The sequence below is a fragment of the Bacillus sp. FSL K6-2944 genome (genome assembly GCF_038005385.1).
Taxonomy (GTDB): Bacteria; Bacillota; Bacilli; order Bacillales; family Bacillaceae_G; genus Bacillus_A; species Bacillus_A cereus.
The window spans coordinates 648,706-666,047 of the sequence record NZ_JBBOTE010000002.1 but is presented as its reverse complement, the minus strand read 5'-3'; the positions used below and the strand labels follow the sequence as shown (position 1 = coordinate 666,047).

Below are 17,342 nucleotides of genomic sequence, written 5' to 3'. Positions count from 1 at the left end.
CTTTTTTGAAAGCGCAAACATTTATTTTTCTGTATATCCTTTTTATTAAAGTTTATAGAAAATCATTCTTCTACTTTCCTTATTTCCACTCGTTTAATTTGATGCATATCCTTTTCAAGGACTTTAAAATAAAAACCGTGTTTCTCAATAATATCTCCTTCAGCAACGATTTGTTTTTGTACCATAATCCAGCCACCAATTGTATCTACATCATCAGCAATTAAATGTATGCCAAGCAAATCATTTACTTCACTAATAAGCACTTTTCCCTCTACGATTTTATAACCTTCACTTATATGCTCTATAGGGGGATTCTCATCTTCATCGTATTCATCTCGAATTTCTCCAACAATTTCTTCTAAAATATCTTCTAGTGTAACAATCCCAGCTGTACCACCATATTCATCATACAATACAGCTAATGGAATGTGTTTTCTTTGCATTTGTAATAGTAAATCATGAATTGGAATATTTTCTAGCACTTCAATAACTGGCCTTGTATATGGCATAATTGAGCACTCCTCATCCCGATTACCATCCATATAACGAATAAATAAATCTTTTACATTAACCATCCCAATAATTTCATCTTTATCTTCACCAAATACAGGATATCTCGTGTACTTTTCTTGCGCGATTACTTTAATATGTGTTTCAAATGGTTCGTCCTCATATAAGCCTACAACTTCCGTACGAGGTACCATAATTTCTTTTGCTACTCTATTATCAAATTCAAAAATATTATTTACATATTTAAATTCCCTTTGGTTAATCTCTCCGCTCTCATAGCTCTCAGATAAGATTAACCTTAATTCTTCTTCTGAATGAGCTACTTCATGTTCAGAAGCTGGATGTAATCCGAATAAACCAGTTACAACCCTCGCTGAACCATTCAAAGCCCAAATAAACGGATACATAACTCGGTAAAAATAAATAAGTGGTTTCGATAACAATAAGCTAACTTGTTCTGCTTTTTGTATAGCAAATGTCTTTGGAGCAAGCTCCCCAATGACAACATGTAAAAATGTAATTACTGCAAAGGCAATAATAAATGAAACTGTACTGGAAATTGCAGGTGAGAATTTTAATTTTAAAAACAACGGCTCGAGTAAATGTTTAATGGTTGGTTCCCCTAACCACCCGAGCCCTAAAGCAGTAATTGTAATGCCTAGCTGACAGGCCGATAAATATTCATCTAAATTTGAAGTTACCTTTTTTGCTGCCAGTGCACCTCTTCTTTTTTCACTAACGAGTTGATCAATACGACTGCTACGTACCTTAATAATTGCAAATTCAACAGCCACAAAAAATGCTGTTAACCCAATAAGAATGACTACCATCAATAATTTTAAAATATCCACATATGCTCTTTAGCTTTCTTAGCTAAAGTTACACCTCCTTTTAAAAAGAAGTTTCACTTTAGTTTCTTCAATTATTGGACAGCAACTCTATATAAAATCCACCAATTTTCAAACCTCATACAATTCTAAAGGTAAAGCATCAGGGTCTTGGAAAAAGACGAATTTCTTCCCCGTTATTTCATCAATACGGATCGGTTCCGTCTCAACACCACATTGGTTTAAATGCTTCACAGCTTCTTCTATATTTGTAACAGCAAATGCTAAATGTCTAAGACCGGCTGCTTCTGGAAAACTTTTGCGCTCAGGCGGATTTGGAAATGAAAATAATTCGATTTGATACTCTTCTCCTACACATAAATCTAATTTATAAGAATCTCGTTCCTTTCTATATACTTCATTTATCTCTTTAAACCCTAATATCCTAGTATAAAAATCCTTTGACGTCTCATAATTCGAACAAATAATTGCAACGTGATGCACTCTACATATATTCATGCTCTCTCTATTCCTTTCTTTACCAAAGATGCATATTCTCCCTTGAAATGAAAAACATATATAGCAGAATATCTCTTTTAGGGGGCTTACCATGAAATTCATTACTTTTTTCGTCGGACTAATTGTTGTTTTCTTGCTCGCTTATATTGCTAGCAATAATAAGAAGCATATTAAATTTAAACCAATTTTTATCATGCTTATTATACAGTTAATTTTAACCTATTTACTATTAAATACAGAAATCGGCCTCATACTTATTAGAATCATTTCCAGTTTGTTTACCAAGCTACTCGAGTATGCTGCTGATGGAATAAATTTCGTATTTGGTGGTCTTGCAAATAAAGGTGAAATGCCATTTTTCCTTACTGTATTATTACCAATCGTCTTTATTTCTGTTTTAATTGGTATATTACAACATTTCAAAATATTACCATTTTTTATTCGTTGGATCGGGTACTTTCTTAGTAAAATAAATGGTCTTGGTAAATTAGAATCTTACAACGCTATCGCCTCTGCCATTGTCGGCCAATCAGAAGTTTTTATTACAGTGAAAAAACAATTAGCTCAAATTCCAAAACACCGTCTTTATACACTTTGTGCCTCTGCTATGTCAACCGTATCTATGTCTATCGTAGGTGCCTATATGACAATGATTGAACCTAAATATGTAGTAACTGCACTCGTTCTCAATTTATTTAGCGGTTTTATTATCATACTCATCATTAACCCTTACGACGTTAAAGATGACGAAGATATTTTAGAAATCAAAGGTGAAAAACAAAGCTTTTTTGAAATGCTTGGAGAATACATTCTTGATGGTTTTCGTGTAGCCATTGTTGTCGGCGCTATGCTCATCGGATTCGTCGCATTAATTAGTTGTATTAATGACCTGTTCCTCATTATATTCGGTATTACGTTCCAACAATTAATCGGCTATGTATTTGCACCTATCGCATTTCTTATCGGTGTACCCAGTTCTGAAATTGTCGCGGCTGGCAGCATTATGGCAACGAAGCTTGTAACGAATGAATTTGTCGCAATGATGGACCTTAGTAAAATTTCTAATAGCCTTTCTCCCCGTACAGTTGGTATTATTTCTGTTTTCCTTGTATCTTTTGCCAATTTTTCTTCCATTGGTATTATTTCAGGTGCGGTAAAAGGACTAAACGAAGAACAAGGAAACGTTGTTGCGAGGTTTGGCCTTAAATTACTATATGGAGCTACTCTCGTTAGTATTTTATCTGCAATTATCGTAAGCATTATGTTGTAATTAGGTAAAATTTTATCATTTTCTTATCCCTATCTTTTGTATACAATAACGAATAGGTGTCTTATAAATAATCAAGACATCTATTTTTTATACATGTACAATCGCTTTTATTTAGCGTAAAATATTTTTTATGTGTTTGAATACACTTCTAAATGTATACACTTTGATAGTTTTAAAGGAGAAAAAATGATGAAATCCGACACGAACAACAATACGCGAGCCAAAAAAGGACGCTCAAAGAAAAAACGCCTACTTTGGTTCCTTCTTATTCCATTACTAATTGTAGCACTTGGAGCAGGAGGCTACTCCTTCCATATATACAGTAAAGCAAAGTCCGTCTTAAATAACGCTTATGCTGAACTAGGTCGAGGAGATAAGTCCAGTAAACGTGAAAAAGCTGTTAAACCTATGACCGACAATATTTCCGTACTAATTATGGGTGTTGATGAAAGTGATATTAGGGAAAAAGGTTATGGAAAAGCAACTCGAACAGATGCGTTATTACTTGCAACAATTAATAAAAACGATAAATCCGTTAAACTTGTAAGCATTCCACGTGACTCACGCGTCTACATTAAATCACGTGATAAATACGATAAAATCACACATGCGCACGTATTCGGTGGTGTAGACAGCACAATTGATACGGTAGAGAACTTTTTAGATGTTCCAGTTGACTACTATGTAAAATTCAATTTTAAATCCTTTATTAAAATTGTTGATTCTCTTGGTGGTATTACTGTAGACGTTCCAGTTGAGTTCACAGAGCAAAATAGTAAAGATGAAGCAGATGCCATTCATCTAAAAAAAGGACGTCAACATTTAAATGGAGAAGAGGCACTGGCACTAGCTAGAACTCGTCATATCGATAGTGATTATATGCGTGGTCAACGTCAACAGCTTGTATTAGAGGCCATTGCTGAAAAGGCACTATCTCTTAATTCCATTAATAAAATCGGTGGCCTACTAGACGCTGTCGATAAAGATTTAAAAACTAATTTAACTTTTGATGATATGATGACAATTACAAAAAATTCAATGGATTCAAATTTAAAAATGGAAACAATGCAAGTAGAGGGTACAGATAAATATATAGGTGGTATTTATTATTACGTTCCAAATGAAAAAAGCGTCGATACTATTTCAACTACCCTTCAAAAACATCTCGGTGTTACGAATAAAAATGAACATAAAAAATTATAATAAAAAGGCTGCTAGATCTTTCTAGACAGCCTTTTTATTATATTTTTCAACATATTTTTCATACACATTGTGACAAGAAGTGACAATTATTACAGCGGTGTAACATTTTTTATGAAAACATTACACACACAGTGAAAATAATAGTATACTAGTACGTACATAATGTTATTTTCATCATTTTTATACAAAAAATGTAATACATATATTTATACATAAATTTCTGGGGGGAAATAAATGAAGCTAAGTAAAATACTGATTGGTTCTGCAATTGCTGGGGGCATATTACTTTGTGTAGGCGGTGTTTGGGGATATCAATATGTATCCAAATTAAATAATCAATTAGATACTACTGCATTACCAAATACTACATTTGAAGGTATTTCTCTCGACGGAAAAAATAAGAAGGATATTCAAGCAATTATTAATCAAAAGGTAACTGAGTTAGATCAAAAATCCCTTACCTACATATTCCAAAATGATAAACAAACTTACACATGGAAAGATTTAGGGATAAATTATAAAGAGAAAGATATTATTGACAAAATCTTCAAAGAACAAGAAGGAAACGTAATGAATCGTTATAAAATGCGTAAGCAAGCTGAAAACGGTGAATTAAAACGTGACTATAAATTAACACCACAATTAAATGCAACAGCTTATGAAACCTTTATAAAAGATAAATATAATGAAACATTAAAAAATCCTGTTAACGCAGAATTAAGTATTGAAGGCTCAACAGTAAATATTAGTCAAAGCCAAAACGGAGAAAAAATTGATAAAGGGAAACTAAGCGGTTTAACAAATGAAGCTATTACTACTGGTAAATCAGATGTTACATTACCAGTTACATTCATAAAACCAGAACGTTCTACAGAAGACATACAGAAAATGGGTATTAAAGAAGTCATTGCTGAATATTCTACTCCAATGGCTGGCCGTAACGGAAATCAATCATTTAACGTAAATAAGTCAGCTAATACTTTAAGTGGGGTTATTGTCGCACCTGATGAAACATTTAGTTTTAACGGTCGCGTTGGCGTAACTGATGCTGCACATGGTTATAAATCTGCAGCAGTATATTCACAAGGTAAAGTAATACAAAGTGCAGGCGGAGGAGTTTGCCAAGTCAGTAGTACATTATACAGTGCAGCTTTAAGGGCAGATTTAGGCATTGTTTCTCGAAGCAATCATTCTATGCCAGTAAATTATTTACCACTTGGGCAAGATGCAGCAGTAGCAGATTATGGTCCAGATTTAAAATTTAAAAATAATACAGGCAATCATATTTATATTCAAGCATTTTCAAATGGAGGTAGTATTACTACACGCATTTTCGGTACAAATACTGGTAAAAATGTTGAAGTTTCTTCTCAAGTAATTAGTAGAACTAGTGATAAAATCACCGCGGTTACGTATAAAAAAGTAACACAAAACGGGGAAGTAATATCAAATGGACAAATTTCAAAAAGCGTATATAAAAGCGCTCCAAAAGAATAGATACTATCAACCGAATAGCATAAAGAAAAAGGCGTGATTAAATCAAGCCTTTTTCTTTTGCAGTAATAGTAAAAAAGTTTCAAGATGGTCTTTCGTTTCTTCTAAAGACCACATACGATTTCCTTGCTTTGCAGCTAATACACACGCCTCTTCCCACGCGTTCTTTTTCTTCATATTTATTAATTCATCACGTAATTTCAAAACAATTTCTTCGTCTTCTTGTTCAATAAACTCTTCCATCACGCTTACTATTTCATCCTCATGAATACTTAACGTACAGTACGATTTAAGAAAGTATTGTAATGTCGTATACATAATGTACTCCCCCTTCTTATTTATCAGATGGATAAGAAGTAATAATCTTAAACCCTAATTCTCCTGACTTATCTCTTGCTAAAACAGTAACAGTTTTTACTAACTTGTCTTTTACACTCATATTTTTCTTTATTACCGTTTTTCCAACAGGAAATGAATGAGTTGTATTTAATACGAGACGAGCCTCTTTAGAATTTTTTAACCAATCTTGAATTTCCTTGTCATGTTGCTTCAAGCTATCTTTTACAGCTTTCGTCGCTGTTTCTTTATCATAGTATGTACTTGCGGCTGACACTTTATCTGTCTTCAAGCGATTCTTCAAATCCTCTTCTGACTTGCCTACATGTCTTTCAATCGTATGACCATTTTTAGGTGGTCCTTCCATTTCATCTAAAATATTATCACTAATTTTTTCTACTGATGTAGCTTGATTCCCTGTCTGTTTCTCTGTTTTTTGTTCTTTTCCTGCACATCCGCTTAAGATCAGCATTAATGCCAATAAACTACTGAAGAAAAGACTACTTATTCGTTTCATCATATCACCTCTTCCATGATTATTATCGCAACTTCACTAAAAGTCAATTTCACAACGAAAAAATCTATCAGTTTTCATTTTTTTATCTATTTTTCCATATTTACTCCAGCAATTTCATCAACCCTCTATTTTTCGCCTTTTATAATATATACCCCCTATATTTTTCGGTTATTTCCCAGATAAAATCACCGATAACATAACTATAAAACTCTTTTATACAAAGGTTTTTATAGTATTTTTAAAAATATTTTAAAATACCCCTATTTTTACATACCCAATACCCATATAAGGTATAAAACACCCTTCTTATCAACGTTTTTCTACATTATGTAAATTTCCCCTTGCCTATACAAACGAAATGTGGTGTAATGCAAAAAAAGATAAAGGATTTTAAACAATGGCTGAAACGATTCAAAATTTCTTAACAGAATACTATTCAATCGCAATTCCACTTAGTATCTTAATTAACATCATCATTAGTCTTTTAGGTTTTATCCCTAGTATTTTTTTAACCGCCATTAATATACAGCTCTTTGGCGTAACAAATGGTACTGTTATTTCGATCGCAGGCGAAGCATTAGGGGCTATTATCTCGTTTTATATTTACCGCATGGGCCTTCAAAAGTTCACTCACGATAAAGTAAATAAATACCCAAAGGTAGAGCGTCTTCTTTATGTAGAAGGTAGAGAGGCCTTTCTACTCGTTCTATCGTTTCGCTTGATACCTTTCATCCCATCAAGTATTGTGACTTTATTTGCGGCTCTAGGTAAGATGTCATTACTCTCCTTCAGTATTGCCAGCACAATAGGGAAAATACCGGCATTGTTAATCGAAGTATATTCTGCCTATCATGTCATGAACGGAACAAATGAAGCAAAGTGGATTGTGACAATTGCAGGTTGTATCGGATTATATTATTTGTGGAAAAAATGGAGAAAAAAATAAAGAAGGAGCATAGGCTCCTTCTTTATTTTTGAGGTATTTTATTAATAGCTATCCTTTAAATTCTTAGTTAATACCAACAGCACTAAATGATTGCTTAACTGCTGCTACTTCCGCAGAAGTCGCACCATATAAATCAGCTGCAGCTTGTACTGCACCAGCACGAGCTTGGCTAAATGTAGTAGATTGCGTGAAATATTGTGTGTTTGCACGGTAATAAATTGCACCTAACTTATCTTTACCAATGCCCGTTACAGTTACACCCGAATGCGTACCACCATTTGCTAATAAATAAGCTTGTTTGTTAATGATACCACTGTTTGTATGAACCCCACCGTTATCACTAGTACCAGTGTAACGCTTAGAATAATGGTCTGGATCACCGTATTTCGCTGGATCACTCATAGAGCGAAGCGCATCTCCTGCTTTACCAGGCGTATAAATATCTTCACCAATCTCCCAATCCGGGTTACGGTTATCATAGAATTCTACTAAAGTACCAAAAATATCAGAAATTGCTTCATTTAGCGCTCCTGATTCATTTTGATAAATTAAGTCCGAGCTATTTTCAGTAACAGCATGCGTTAATTCGTGACCAATTACATCAATTCCACCAGATAATGAAGTGAATGTTACACCATCACCATCTCCGTATACCATTTGTGAGCCATTCCAGAATGCATTATTATACTTACTTCCGTAATGAACTGTCGATTTTAACGGAGCTCCTGCATCATTAATAGAGTTTCTGTTAAATGTAGCTTTATAATAATCATATGTTCTACCTGCATAGTAATGAGCATCTACTGCTGCTGCATCATACGCTGCATTGAAAACATTATCTGCATCTACCCATAAAGTTCCTGGTAATGTAGTACGATTTTTCGCATCATATGTGAAAATTGTTGCCCCGCGCGTATTATCTTGTAAGTAGTAAGATGAACCAGATAACGTTGTATTAAGTGATTTCGTATCTCCTAATACACCTTTACCAGTTCCTACTTTATTTGTTCCTGTTACAGGTTTTACTACTGCTTTCGCATCCTGTTTAGGAGCCTCTTGCTTAACTGGTGATTTATCTTCATTTGTTACATGATCCAATTTATTATATTTATTTAATACTTTACCGCTGTCTGCTTCAATGAAATAGTAGTAGTTTCCTGGACTTGGATCTAAGAAGTTTAGATTTACAACGTATGCATATGTTGTTTCTTCACCATTTTGATATACATATAAGTCCGCTTTTGGTTCTACCTCATATTTCGGTGTTACCCCTAAATCTTGTTGCGCGATTTCAATCGCTTTTGCGCCTTCAATCTTATTTTTATTTTTCAACTTTTCCTTCTTGTCTAAATCAGGTGCAACTGTTCCAGACAATACTTTTAAAGAACCGTCTTTACTTACGTGAGCTACTTGAGTAGAACCCCATACAGGTACTCCTTCGTAAACTTGTTGCATACGTACTACTGTTGAATCAGTTACAGCATCTTTCTTCACTTGTTTCACTTTGAAAGAATCTTGCGCACTCTTTTCCCCTAGCTTGTAATCACCTTTTGCTGCATTTAAGTAATCAAACACAACAGATTCCGCTTTCTTACCAGTCGCTCCAGTTAGATCACCAGAAATAAACTCAGGTGACTGTACTGTCTCATTGTACTTCTTCGTAGAGAGTACATTTTTAGAATCCGCAAATGCAGAGCCTGTCCCTCCAAATGTTGTAACTGCCATTCCTGTCGCTAACACTAACGCTAAACTTTTCTTTTTCATGAACCTTCCCCCTAATAAAAATTTTTTTTGAAAAAGAGTAGTTTTATATTAGCATTATGTTTCCACTATTAATATACTAAAAATTCAAATAATTATTTTCTCAAGTTTTGTAGAATTTTGAGGAACAAATATTGAAAAAACCCTTTCCGGTTGGAAAGGGTTTTCTGTTAAGAATTTATTAATTCTACTACTTTTTCGCCTTGACCATAAATATCCGATGTCCAAGCATATTGCGGTTCCAATACCACTAATACAGCTACCAAAGCCAAAGCACCAATAATTATTTTTTTCATATTATTTTCCTCCCTTTTCTTCTAATAAATTAATTGCTAATTTATAGTAGTTATTACTTTCCTTAAATTCTAGTAATTCCTCGTGATATCCTGCTAGTTCTAAATACACCATTTTTAATTCCTTTTTATTTTCTTCGCCTCTAAAAAATGGGATTGCCTCAACTTCTAAAAATCTTTTATAAACATCTTTCGTTTCAAAGTATTTATTCTTAAGCATTGAAAGTATATATAACATACTTTTATACTTTTCATCCCTCTTGGCAACATCTATTCCTTTATTAATCCAATCTTTCGCTTCTTCAAATTCTTTTAATTCAATACACTGCAAAGCGATCTCATACACTGCATCAATATAATTTAAATCCTCTTCCTTTTTGTACTTTAGGCATTGTAAATAATAATCTTTTGCTTTTGCATAATCTTTTAAGTTATAGTACAAGAAGCCTAAATTATTTAAAGCAATAGCTGTTATACTTTCTTTATCAGCAAAAGAATTTGCTTCCCTCAAAATATTATTATAAATAGATAGTGCTTCATTATATTGCTTTTTTTGTATATAACTCAACGCAATAAGTAACTGGCAATTTATCACATAACGGAATTTATATTCATTCTTAAATCCTTCCATTGCTACATTAGCAAAATGTAAAGTCATATGTTCAACTTCTAATTCATTATAAACAAGAGCCAAATTGAAATATATTCCATTCTCATGATAACCTTGTTCCTTTGCCATTACTTCTGTTCGAGTCAAATACTCCAATGCCTTCTTATATCTATGTTGTAAAAAATAATATAACCCTTTGCTATACGTATATAATAATTTTTGGAATGGTGAATACTTTTTGTACATCTTCTTTAAGCTCTCTAACTCTTTTTCGACAGCAGGAAAATCCCTTTTCATAATTAAATAACGTGTATACAGCAGTTTATAATAATTTATAATTTCAAAATCCAACACATGCTTCATTTCACCTTGCAACTCTTCATATATACGTTCTACTTGTTGCTTGTCTAAATGAACTAGTGCATTTAACCATTCATCTAGCTTCCCCTTCACATCTTCTTCTACATCTCTCAAATCCGTCACAGCAATTTCTAGTCTTGTGCAGAGCAATTGTAGAATTTCTTCTGATGCTTCGATCTTTCCATTTTCGATCTTACTTAAGTATGAGACAGAACAAATGCCCTGACATAATTCTTCTTGTGTCATTTTTTGCTGGAGCCGTTTATAAAAGACTTGTTTGCCTATTTTTTCTAATGTTTGTTGCATTGTCCTCCTCCATTCTCATTACCCCCATTACTCTAATAATACATAAAATTTGGAGAAATATAAATTGATAAATATAAATTTTCTAAAAAATATGCATAATTTCATTTTTTTCTCTCTTGACTTCACATCAATATCTCTTCTTTGCTACGAATGGTGAAAAATTGGTATACTATAACCAAATTATGGAGGTGTTCTCGCGATGACTCATTATAAAGACGATAGTTATGCCTTACATACAGACCTATATCAAATCAACATGGCTTATACATATTGGAAAGATGGTATTCATAATCGCCGTTCTGTTTTTGATTTATATTTTCGAAAGCTTCCATTTGAGAACGGCTACGCTGTTTTTGCTGGCCTTGAGAAAATTGTAGAGTACATAGAAAATTTCAGTTTTACTGAAAGCGATATCGCTTACTTAGCAGAATTACAATTCGAAGAAGAATTCCTTCATTATTTACAAAATATGAAATTCACTGGGACGATTCGCAGTATGCAAGAAGGTGAAGTTGTATTTAATAACGAGCCTTTATTACGTGTTGATGCACCACTTGGTGAAGCACAAATTATTGAGACTGCCCTCTTAAATATTGTGAATTACCAAACATTAATTGCCACAAAAGCAGCACGTATGAAACATGCTGCAAGTAATGATGAGCTTTTAGAGTTCGGCACAAGACGTGCCCATGAGTTCGATGCTGCCCTTTGGGGGACGCGTGCTGCCTTTATTGGTGGTTTCTCCTCTACAAGCAACGTTCGTGCTGGGAAACGCTTTGGGATTCCTGTAGCTGGCACACACGCTCACTCTTTCGTTCAAGCATATCGCGATGAATACGTCGCGTTTAAAAAATACGCTGAAACTCATAAAAAGTGCGTCTTTCTCGTTGATACATATGACACATTGAAATCTGGTGTTCCAAATGCGATTCGTGTTGCAAAAGAATTTGGGGATCGTATTGATTTCTATGGCATACGTCTTGATAGTGGTGATATGGCTTATTTATCGAAAAAGGCACGAAAACTACTAGATGAAGCAGGGTTTACAAATACAAAAATTATCGCTTCTAGCGATTTAGATGAATACACAATTATGCACCTTAAATCTCAAGGAGCAAAAATTGACGTATGGGGCGTTGGAACGAAATTAATTACGTCCTTTGAGCAACCTGCATTGGGGGCTGTTTACAAACTCGTTGCGATTGAAGATACTGACGGAAAATTAAATGATACAATTAAAATTTCATCTAACCCTGAAAAAATTACCACTCCAGGACTGAAACGAATTTATCGTATTATCAATCGGGTTAACGATCATGCAGAAGGCGATTATATTGCGTTAGATTCTGAAGAACCAGGAAAAGAAGAGCGCTTAAAAATGTTCCATCCAGTTCACACATATATAAGTAAATTCGTAACAAACTTTGAAGCCCGTGAACTGCATAAAGACATTTTCGTTAACGGTGAAAGAACATATGAACTACCAAGTATATTAGATATTCAAAAATATAATGAACAGAGCCTCTCTCTATTTTGGGAAGAATATATGCGAACTTTAAACCCTGAAGAATACCCTGTCGATTTAAGCCAAGAGTGCTGGGATCATAAAATGAATTACATTCAAACAGTTCGAGAACAAGTTGAAAAAAACATACAAAAGTAAACAGAGAAGTTTCCCCTTCTCTGTTTTTTCAATACTATATGGATATTTGTAAAAAATATATTAAAATAATAAGAAGAATGTATCTTATTTGCAAATTTTAATATTACACTATTTTAAAGTAAAATAATATTTGATATTATTTTATTGAGTCAATTTCAACAAAATCACCAATAAAAAAGAGGACGCGGTTCGCGTCCTCTTTTTTATAAATCTTTCACTCGTAATACACGCATTGCATTTAACACTGCAAGTAGTGTCACACCAACATCTGAGAAAACAGCTTCCCACATTGTTGCAATACCAAAGGCACCAAGTAATAAAACGATCCCTTTTACACCTAGAGCAAAGATGATATTTTGCCACACTATACTTCTTGTGCGTTTTGCAATTTTTACAGCTGTCGCAATTTTTGAAGGCTCATCAGTCATAATAACGATGTCTGCCGCTTCAATTGCTGCATCTGACCCTAAACCACCCATCGCAATACCAACGTCTGCACGGGCTAATACTGGTGTATCGTTAATACCGTCACCAACGAAGGCAATTTTTTCTTTTCCGTGCTTCGCTGCATCAATTTTTTCAATCTCTTCTACTTTTTGTTGCGGTAGTAATTCCGCATGAACTTCATCTAAGCCTAATTCTTTACCAACAGCTTCACCAACTGATTTTGCATCACCAGTTAACATTACTGTCTTTTTAATACCTAGTTCTTTTAACTTTTGAATCGCTTGTTTCGAATCCTCTTTTACCTCATCAGAGATAACAATATAACCTGCATATCTTCCATCTACAGCAACGTGAACTAATGTACCTACTGTTTCTGGTTGCTTAAATTCAATATTTTCTTTTCTCATTAATTTTGCATTACCTGCAAAAATTTCTTTTCCTTGTACTTTTACGACTGTACCGTGACCAGAAATTTCGTTATAATCATCGATTATTTTTTCATCAATTGATTTTCCATATGCCTTTCGAATAGATTGGGCAATTGGATGGTTAGAATATACTTCAGCAAATGCCGCATACTCTAATAACTCTTCACTTGTAGTACCTTCGCTCGGTTCCATTTTTGTAACTTTGAAAACACCTTTTGTTAATGTTCCTGTTTTGTCAAAAACAATATATTTCACATCATTTAAAGCTTCTAAATAGTTACTACCTTTTACTAACACACCACTTTTAGATGCACCACCAATACCTCCAAAGAATCCAAGAGGAATGGATACAACTAACGCACATGGACAAGAGATTACTAAGAACACTAAAGCTCTATAAATCCACTCAGAGAATGTAGCTCCTTCTAAAATAAGTGGTGTAATAAACGCCATGATTGCCGCTGTAATAACTACAACTGGAGTGTAGTAACGTGCAAACTTCGTAATAAAGTTTTCCGTTGGTGCTTTTTTACTGCTTGCATTTTGAACTAAATCTAAAATTTTCGATACAGTTGATTCACCGAATTCTTTTGTAACTTCAATTGTCAACACACCGTTTTGGTTCACAAAGCCACTTAATACATCATTTCCAACTTCAACTTCACGTGGTACAGATTCACCTGTTAATGCTGAAGTATCTACCATTGATGTTCCTTCAATTACTTTTCCGTCTAACGGCACTTTCTCACCTGGCTTAACGATAATATAATCGCCAATTTGTACATCTTCTGGTGATACTTGTTTCGTTTCATTTCCAACCTTTACATTCGCATAATCAGGACGAATATCCATTAATGAAGTAATTGATTTTCGAGAGCGGTTTACCGCAATGCTTTGGAATAGTTCTCCTACTTGATAAAATAGCATTACTGCTACAGCTTCTGAGTATTGTTGAATTGCAAAAGCTCCTACAGTTGCAATTGCCATTAAGAAGTTTTCATCAAATACTTGGCCACGAGTTATGTTTCTTACCGCTCTCCAAACGATATCTCCACCTATTAATAAATAAGCAAGGACGAATAACGGAATTGTTACCATTTGTGGTAAGCCCGCTAATGCAGCAATTGCTGTCAAAATTCCGCCGACCACTAATCTCCCTACCATCTTTTTCACATTTGCTTCACCATGATCATGACTATGCCCGTGGTCATGACCGTTCTTCTCTTCACGAACAACTTTCACGTCTGGCTCTAACTTTTGAACGACATTTGTTATATTTGCTACAGTCGCTTCTAGTTCTCTTTTATTCGCAACTTCTACTCGTAGTTTCTTCGATACGAAATCAACAGTTGCTTCTGAGACAGCTGGCATTTCCTTAACTTTATTTTCAATTTTCATTGCACAGTTCGCGCAATCTAAACCTTCTAATATAAATACTTCTTTAGCAATTTTATTTTTTTGTTCTTCTTGCACTTTAATATGCGGTTCTAATTTTGTAACGAGTTGTTTTGCTTCCGTAACAACTTCGTTTTCTTTATTTTGTGCCGTTTCTAAAATCATTGTCTTTGTTGCAAAGTTTACAGAGCAAGAATTTACTCCTTCTATATTCCCAACACCTTTTTCAATTTTCATTGCACAATTCGCACAATCTAAACCTTCTAACATCAGTTTCTTTTTCACTAACGCTTCAGCCATCGTTCTCCCTCCTCGCGTTCTTTTTATTCTTCTTCGTTTACGTGTTCAAACGCTTGCTCGAAGATATGAATTACGTGCTGGTCAGCTAACGAATAATAAACAACCTTTCCTTCTTTACGATTCTTCACAAGTTTCGCTTGCTTCAACACACGAAGCTGATGCGAAATAGATGATTGTGTCATTCCTAATAAATAAGCTAAATCACAAACGCACATTTCAGCTTCAAATAGCGCATGTAATATTCTCGTACGTGTACGGTCACCTAATACTTTAAATAGTTCTGCTACTTTACTTAAACTTTCATCAGTTGGAATTGTTTGTTTTACTTGCTCTACAACTTCTTCATGAATTATCGTTTGAGAACATGTCTCTTGTGGTGTTTCTACTTTATTTCCAGCCATTATAGCTCACCTCTTTAATTGAACATATGAACAATCATTCATATATCTTATACTCTTATTATATGAGCGCCTACTCATATGTGTCAATGAAATCTGAATTTTTTTATGAACATTCCGTTCACATTTTAATAAGTCGTATACATATTTTCCGCACCCTCTATATTCTCATACAAAAAAGGATGCACAATTCGCACACCCTTTTTCATATTCCGACATAAAAATTCAACAAAGTAATATACATTCCCTTTATTTCAACAAAAGAAAAAGCCTTGCGCGCTCCCTAGACGCACAAGGCTTACTATACTTATATCCCTTTTAATTAGCTTGTTCTAAATTATCCTGCGAACTTCCATCGTCTTTTAAATGACTATGTTTTTTCGAATAAACAAAGTATACAACTACTCCAATTGCTAACCAAGCACCGAAGTACATCCATGTTTTTAATGGTAGATTTACCATTAAGAATAGACAACATGCAATCGAAATAATCGGCAAGATCGGTACAAGTGGTACCATAAATCCACGTTGTAATTTTGGATGTGTTTTACGAAGAATAATAACTGACACACCAACCATCGCAAATGTTAACAACGCTCCAATATTCGCTAAATTCGACAATTCTTTTAAATCGATAAATCCAGCAATTAAAGCACTACCAATTCCTGTTAACCAAACTGTAAATGTTGGCGCTTCTGTCTTTTTATTAATTTTCGCGAAAGATTCTGGCAATAAACCGTCACGGCTCATCGCAAAGAATACACGTGTCGTTGCATAAATGTAAGCAAAAATTACTGCCATAATACCAATTACAGCTCCAATTGCGATTACACCTGCTACTTTATCTTGTCCTACAACTTCTAACACATATGCCATAGCTTCTGGTACATCTAATTCTTTATAAGAAACCATACCCGTCATAACGAGACAAACTACAACATAAATGATTGTACAAATGACTAACGAAGCGATAATACCAATCGGTAGATCACGTTGCGGATTTTTTACCTCTTCAGCAGAAGTTGCTAATGCATCAAATCCTAAGAAAGCAAAGAATACTGCTGCTCCCCCCGCGAAAACTCCACTTAAACCGTACGGTGCAAATGGTATCCAGTTTTCTGGTTTCACGTAGAATACACCAACTGCAATGAATAAAACAACGATACCAATTTTAATTAATACCATTATGTTATTCACGCGTTTACTTTCTTTCGTACCTCTTGATAATAACCAAGTTATAACTAATGTAACGATAACTGCTGGTAAATTCACCATACCACCTTGAGACGGAATCGTTAGCAGTGCTTTTGGAATTTCAAGCCCTAATCCACTCACTAAGTTATGGAAGTAACCAGTCCATCCGCCAGCTACTGCGGCAGTCGTTACAACATATACGGATAGTAATGTCCATCCCATTAAATGAGCTACAAACTCACCAATTGTTGCATATGAGTATGTGTACACACTACCTGAAACAGGAAGTGTAGAAGCAACCTCTGCGTAACATAATGCTGCAAATCCACAAACGATGGCTGCAATCATGAATGAAAAAATAACTGCTGGACCAGCATCTCTTGCTGCTACTAATCCAGTTAATACTAGAACTCCTGTACCAATTATCGCACCAATCCCTAGCATTGTTAGGTCAAATGCCCCTAGCGTTTTCGTCAAAGTTTTACTTTTACTTTCCCCTAACAATTGCGTAACGGATTTCTTTTTAAATAGGTTGGCCACGATGTATGCCCCCTTTTGCCAAGAA

The 17,342-nt window shown here is 34.4% G+C and carries 15 protein-coding genes; 5 read left to right on the top strand and 10 right to left on the bottom strand.

Going from position 1 to position 17,342, the window contains the following annotated elements; genetic code table 11:
* Positions 1 to 62: 62 nt before the first annotated feature.
* Positions 63 to 1,361 (bottom strand): hemolysin family protein, encoded by a 1,299-nt coding sequence (locus MHH55_RS24445; protein WP_000353313.1) that lies wholly within the window; start codon positions 1,359 to 1,361, stop codon positions 63 to 65.
* Between the two features lie 108 nt (positions 1,362 to 1,469).
* Positions 1,470 to 1,856 (bottom strand): SMU1112c/YaeR family gloxylase I-like metalloprotein, encoded by a 387-nt coding sequence (gene gloA2 / locus MHH55_RS24440; RefSeq protein WP_001017674.1) that lies wholly within the window; start codon positions 1,854 to 1,856, stop codon positions 1,470 to 1,472.
* Positions 1,857 to 1,947: 91 nt separating this feature from the next.
* Here gloA2 and MHH55_RS24435 point away from each other — a divergent pair, with 91 nt between their 5' ends.
* The 3 genes from MHH55_RS24435 to MHH55_RS24425 all read left to right on the top strand — a co-directional run bounded on the left by MHH55_RS24435 (position 1,948) and on the right by MHH55_RS24425 (position 5,826).
* Positions 1,948 to 3,126: a NupC/NupG family nucleoside CNT transporter gene (locus tag MHH55_RS24435; RefSeq protein WP_000668866.1), complete on the top strand. Its 1,179-nt coding sequence runs from the start codon at positions 1,948 to 1,950 to the stop codon at positions 3,124 to 3,126.
* Between the two features lie 186 nt (positions 3,127 to 3,312).
* Positions 3,313 to 4,329: an LCP family glycopolymer transferase gene (locus MHH55_RS24430; RefSeq protein ID WP_139362434.1), complete on the top strand. Its 1,017-nt coding sequence runs from the start codon at positions 3,313 to 3,315 to the stop codon at positions 4,327 to 4,329.
* 234 nt (positions 4,330 to 4,563) lie between these two features.
* On the top strand, positions 4,564 to 5,826 hold the full coding sequence (locus MHH55_RS24425; protein WP_074553794.1) for a VanW family protein: 1,263 nt from the start codon (positions 4,564 to 4,566) through the stop codon (positions 5,824 to 5,826).
* Positions 5,827 to 5,868: 42 nt separating this feature from the next.
* Here the strand turns inward: MHH55_RS24425 and MHH55_RS24420 are convergent, their stop codons facing one another.
* Together MHH55_RS24420 and MHH55_RS24415 are read right to left on the bottom strand one after the other, a co-directional pair.
* Positions 5,869 to 6,141, bottom strand: a complete 273-nt coding sequence (locus MHH55_RS24420) for a hypothetical protein (RefSeq protein WP_000288803.1) — start codon at positions 6,139 to 6,141, stop codon at positions 5,869 to 5,871.
* A gap of 16 nt (positions 6,142 to 6,157) precedes the next feature.
* Positions 6,158 to 6,676 carry an RNase A-like domain-containing lipoprotein gene (locus tag MHH55_RS24415; protein ID WP_000822694.1) on the bottom strand — a complete coding sequence of 173 codons (519 nt, stop codon included), beginning with the start codon at positions 6,674 to 6,676 and terminating at the stop codon, positions 6,158 to 6,160.
* A gap of 397 nt (positions 6,677 to 7,073) precedes the next feature.
* On the opposite strand from MHH55_RS24415, the gene MHH55_RS24410 reads away from it, so the two are divergent.
* Positions 7,074 to 7,622, top strand: a complete 549-nt coding sequence (locus MHH55_RS24410) for a TVP38/TMEM64 family protein (protein ID WP_000852222.1) — start codon at positions 7,074 to 7,076, stop codon at positions 7,620 to 7,622.
* Positions 7,623 to 7,685: 63 nt separating this feature from the next.
* Here MHH55_RS24410 and MHH55_RS24405 read toward each other — a convergent pair whose 3' ends face one another.
* From MHH55_RS24405 to MHH55_RS24395, 3 genes are all read right to left on the bottom strand, one after another.
* Positions 7,686 to 9,386 (bottom strand): M4 family metallopeptidase, encoded by a 1,701-nt coding sequence (locus tag MHH55_RS24405; protein WP_000730383.1) that lies wholly within the window; start codon positions 9,384 to 9,386, stop codon positions 7,686 to 7,688.
* Between the two features lie 167 nt (positions 9,387 to 9,553).
* The gene (locus MHH55_RS24400) at positions 9,554 to 9,679 is read right to left on the bottom strand and encodes an NprX family peptide pheromone (protein WP_000720172.1); all 126 of its coding nucleotides are present in this window, start codon (positions 9,677 to 9,679) and stop codon (positions 9,554 to 9,556) included.
* A 1-nt stretch (position 9,680) separates the two neighbouring features.
* A complete protein-coding gene (locus MHH55_RS24395) occupies positions 9,681 to 10,952 on the bottom strand; it encodes a helix-turn-helix domain-containing protein (protein ID WP_001187959.1) in 1,272 nt (423 codons plus the stop codon).
* Between the two features lie 199 nt (positions 10,953 to 11,151).
* Between MHH55_RS24395 and MHH55_RS24390 the strand changes: the two genes are divergently transcribed.
* Positions 11,152 to 12,615: a nicotinate phosphoribosyltransferase gene (locus tag MHH55_RS24390; RefSeq protein ID WP_000150184.1), complete on the top strand. Its 1,464-nt coding sequence runs from the start codon at positions 11,152 to 11,154 to the stop codon at positions 12,613 to 12,615.
* Between the two features lie 203 nt (positions 12,616 to 12,818).
* On the opposite strand, the gene MHH55_RS24385 is transcribed toward MHH55_RS24390, so the two are convergent.
* From MHH55_RS24385 to MHH55_RS24375, 3 genes are all read right to left on the bottom strand, one after another.
* Positions 12,819 to 15,185, bottom strand: a complete 2,367-nt coding sequence (locus MHH55_RS24385) for a heavy metal translocating P-type ATPase (protein ID WP_078186561.1) — start codon at positions 15,183 to 15,185, stop codon at positions 12,819 to 12,821.
* A gap of 23 nt (positions 15,186 to 15,208) precedes the next feature.
* Positions 15,209 to 15,586, bottom strand: a complete 378-nt coding sequence (locus tag MHH55_RS24380; protein WP_000918378.1) for an ArsR/SmtB family transcription factor — start codon at positions 15,584 to 15,586, stop codon at positions 15,209 to 15,211.
* A 315-nt stretch (positions 15,587 to 15,901) separates the two neighbouring features.
* The gene (locus MHH55_RS24375; protein ID WP_001284893.1) at positions 15,902 to 17,317 is read right to left on the bottom strand and encodes an amino acid permease; all 1,416 of its coding nucleotides are present in this window, start codon (positions 17,315 to 17,317) and stop codon (positions 15,902 to 15,904) included.
* Between the last annotated feature and the right edge of the window lie 25 nt (positions 17,318 to 17,342).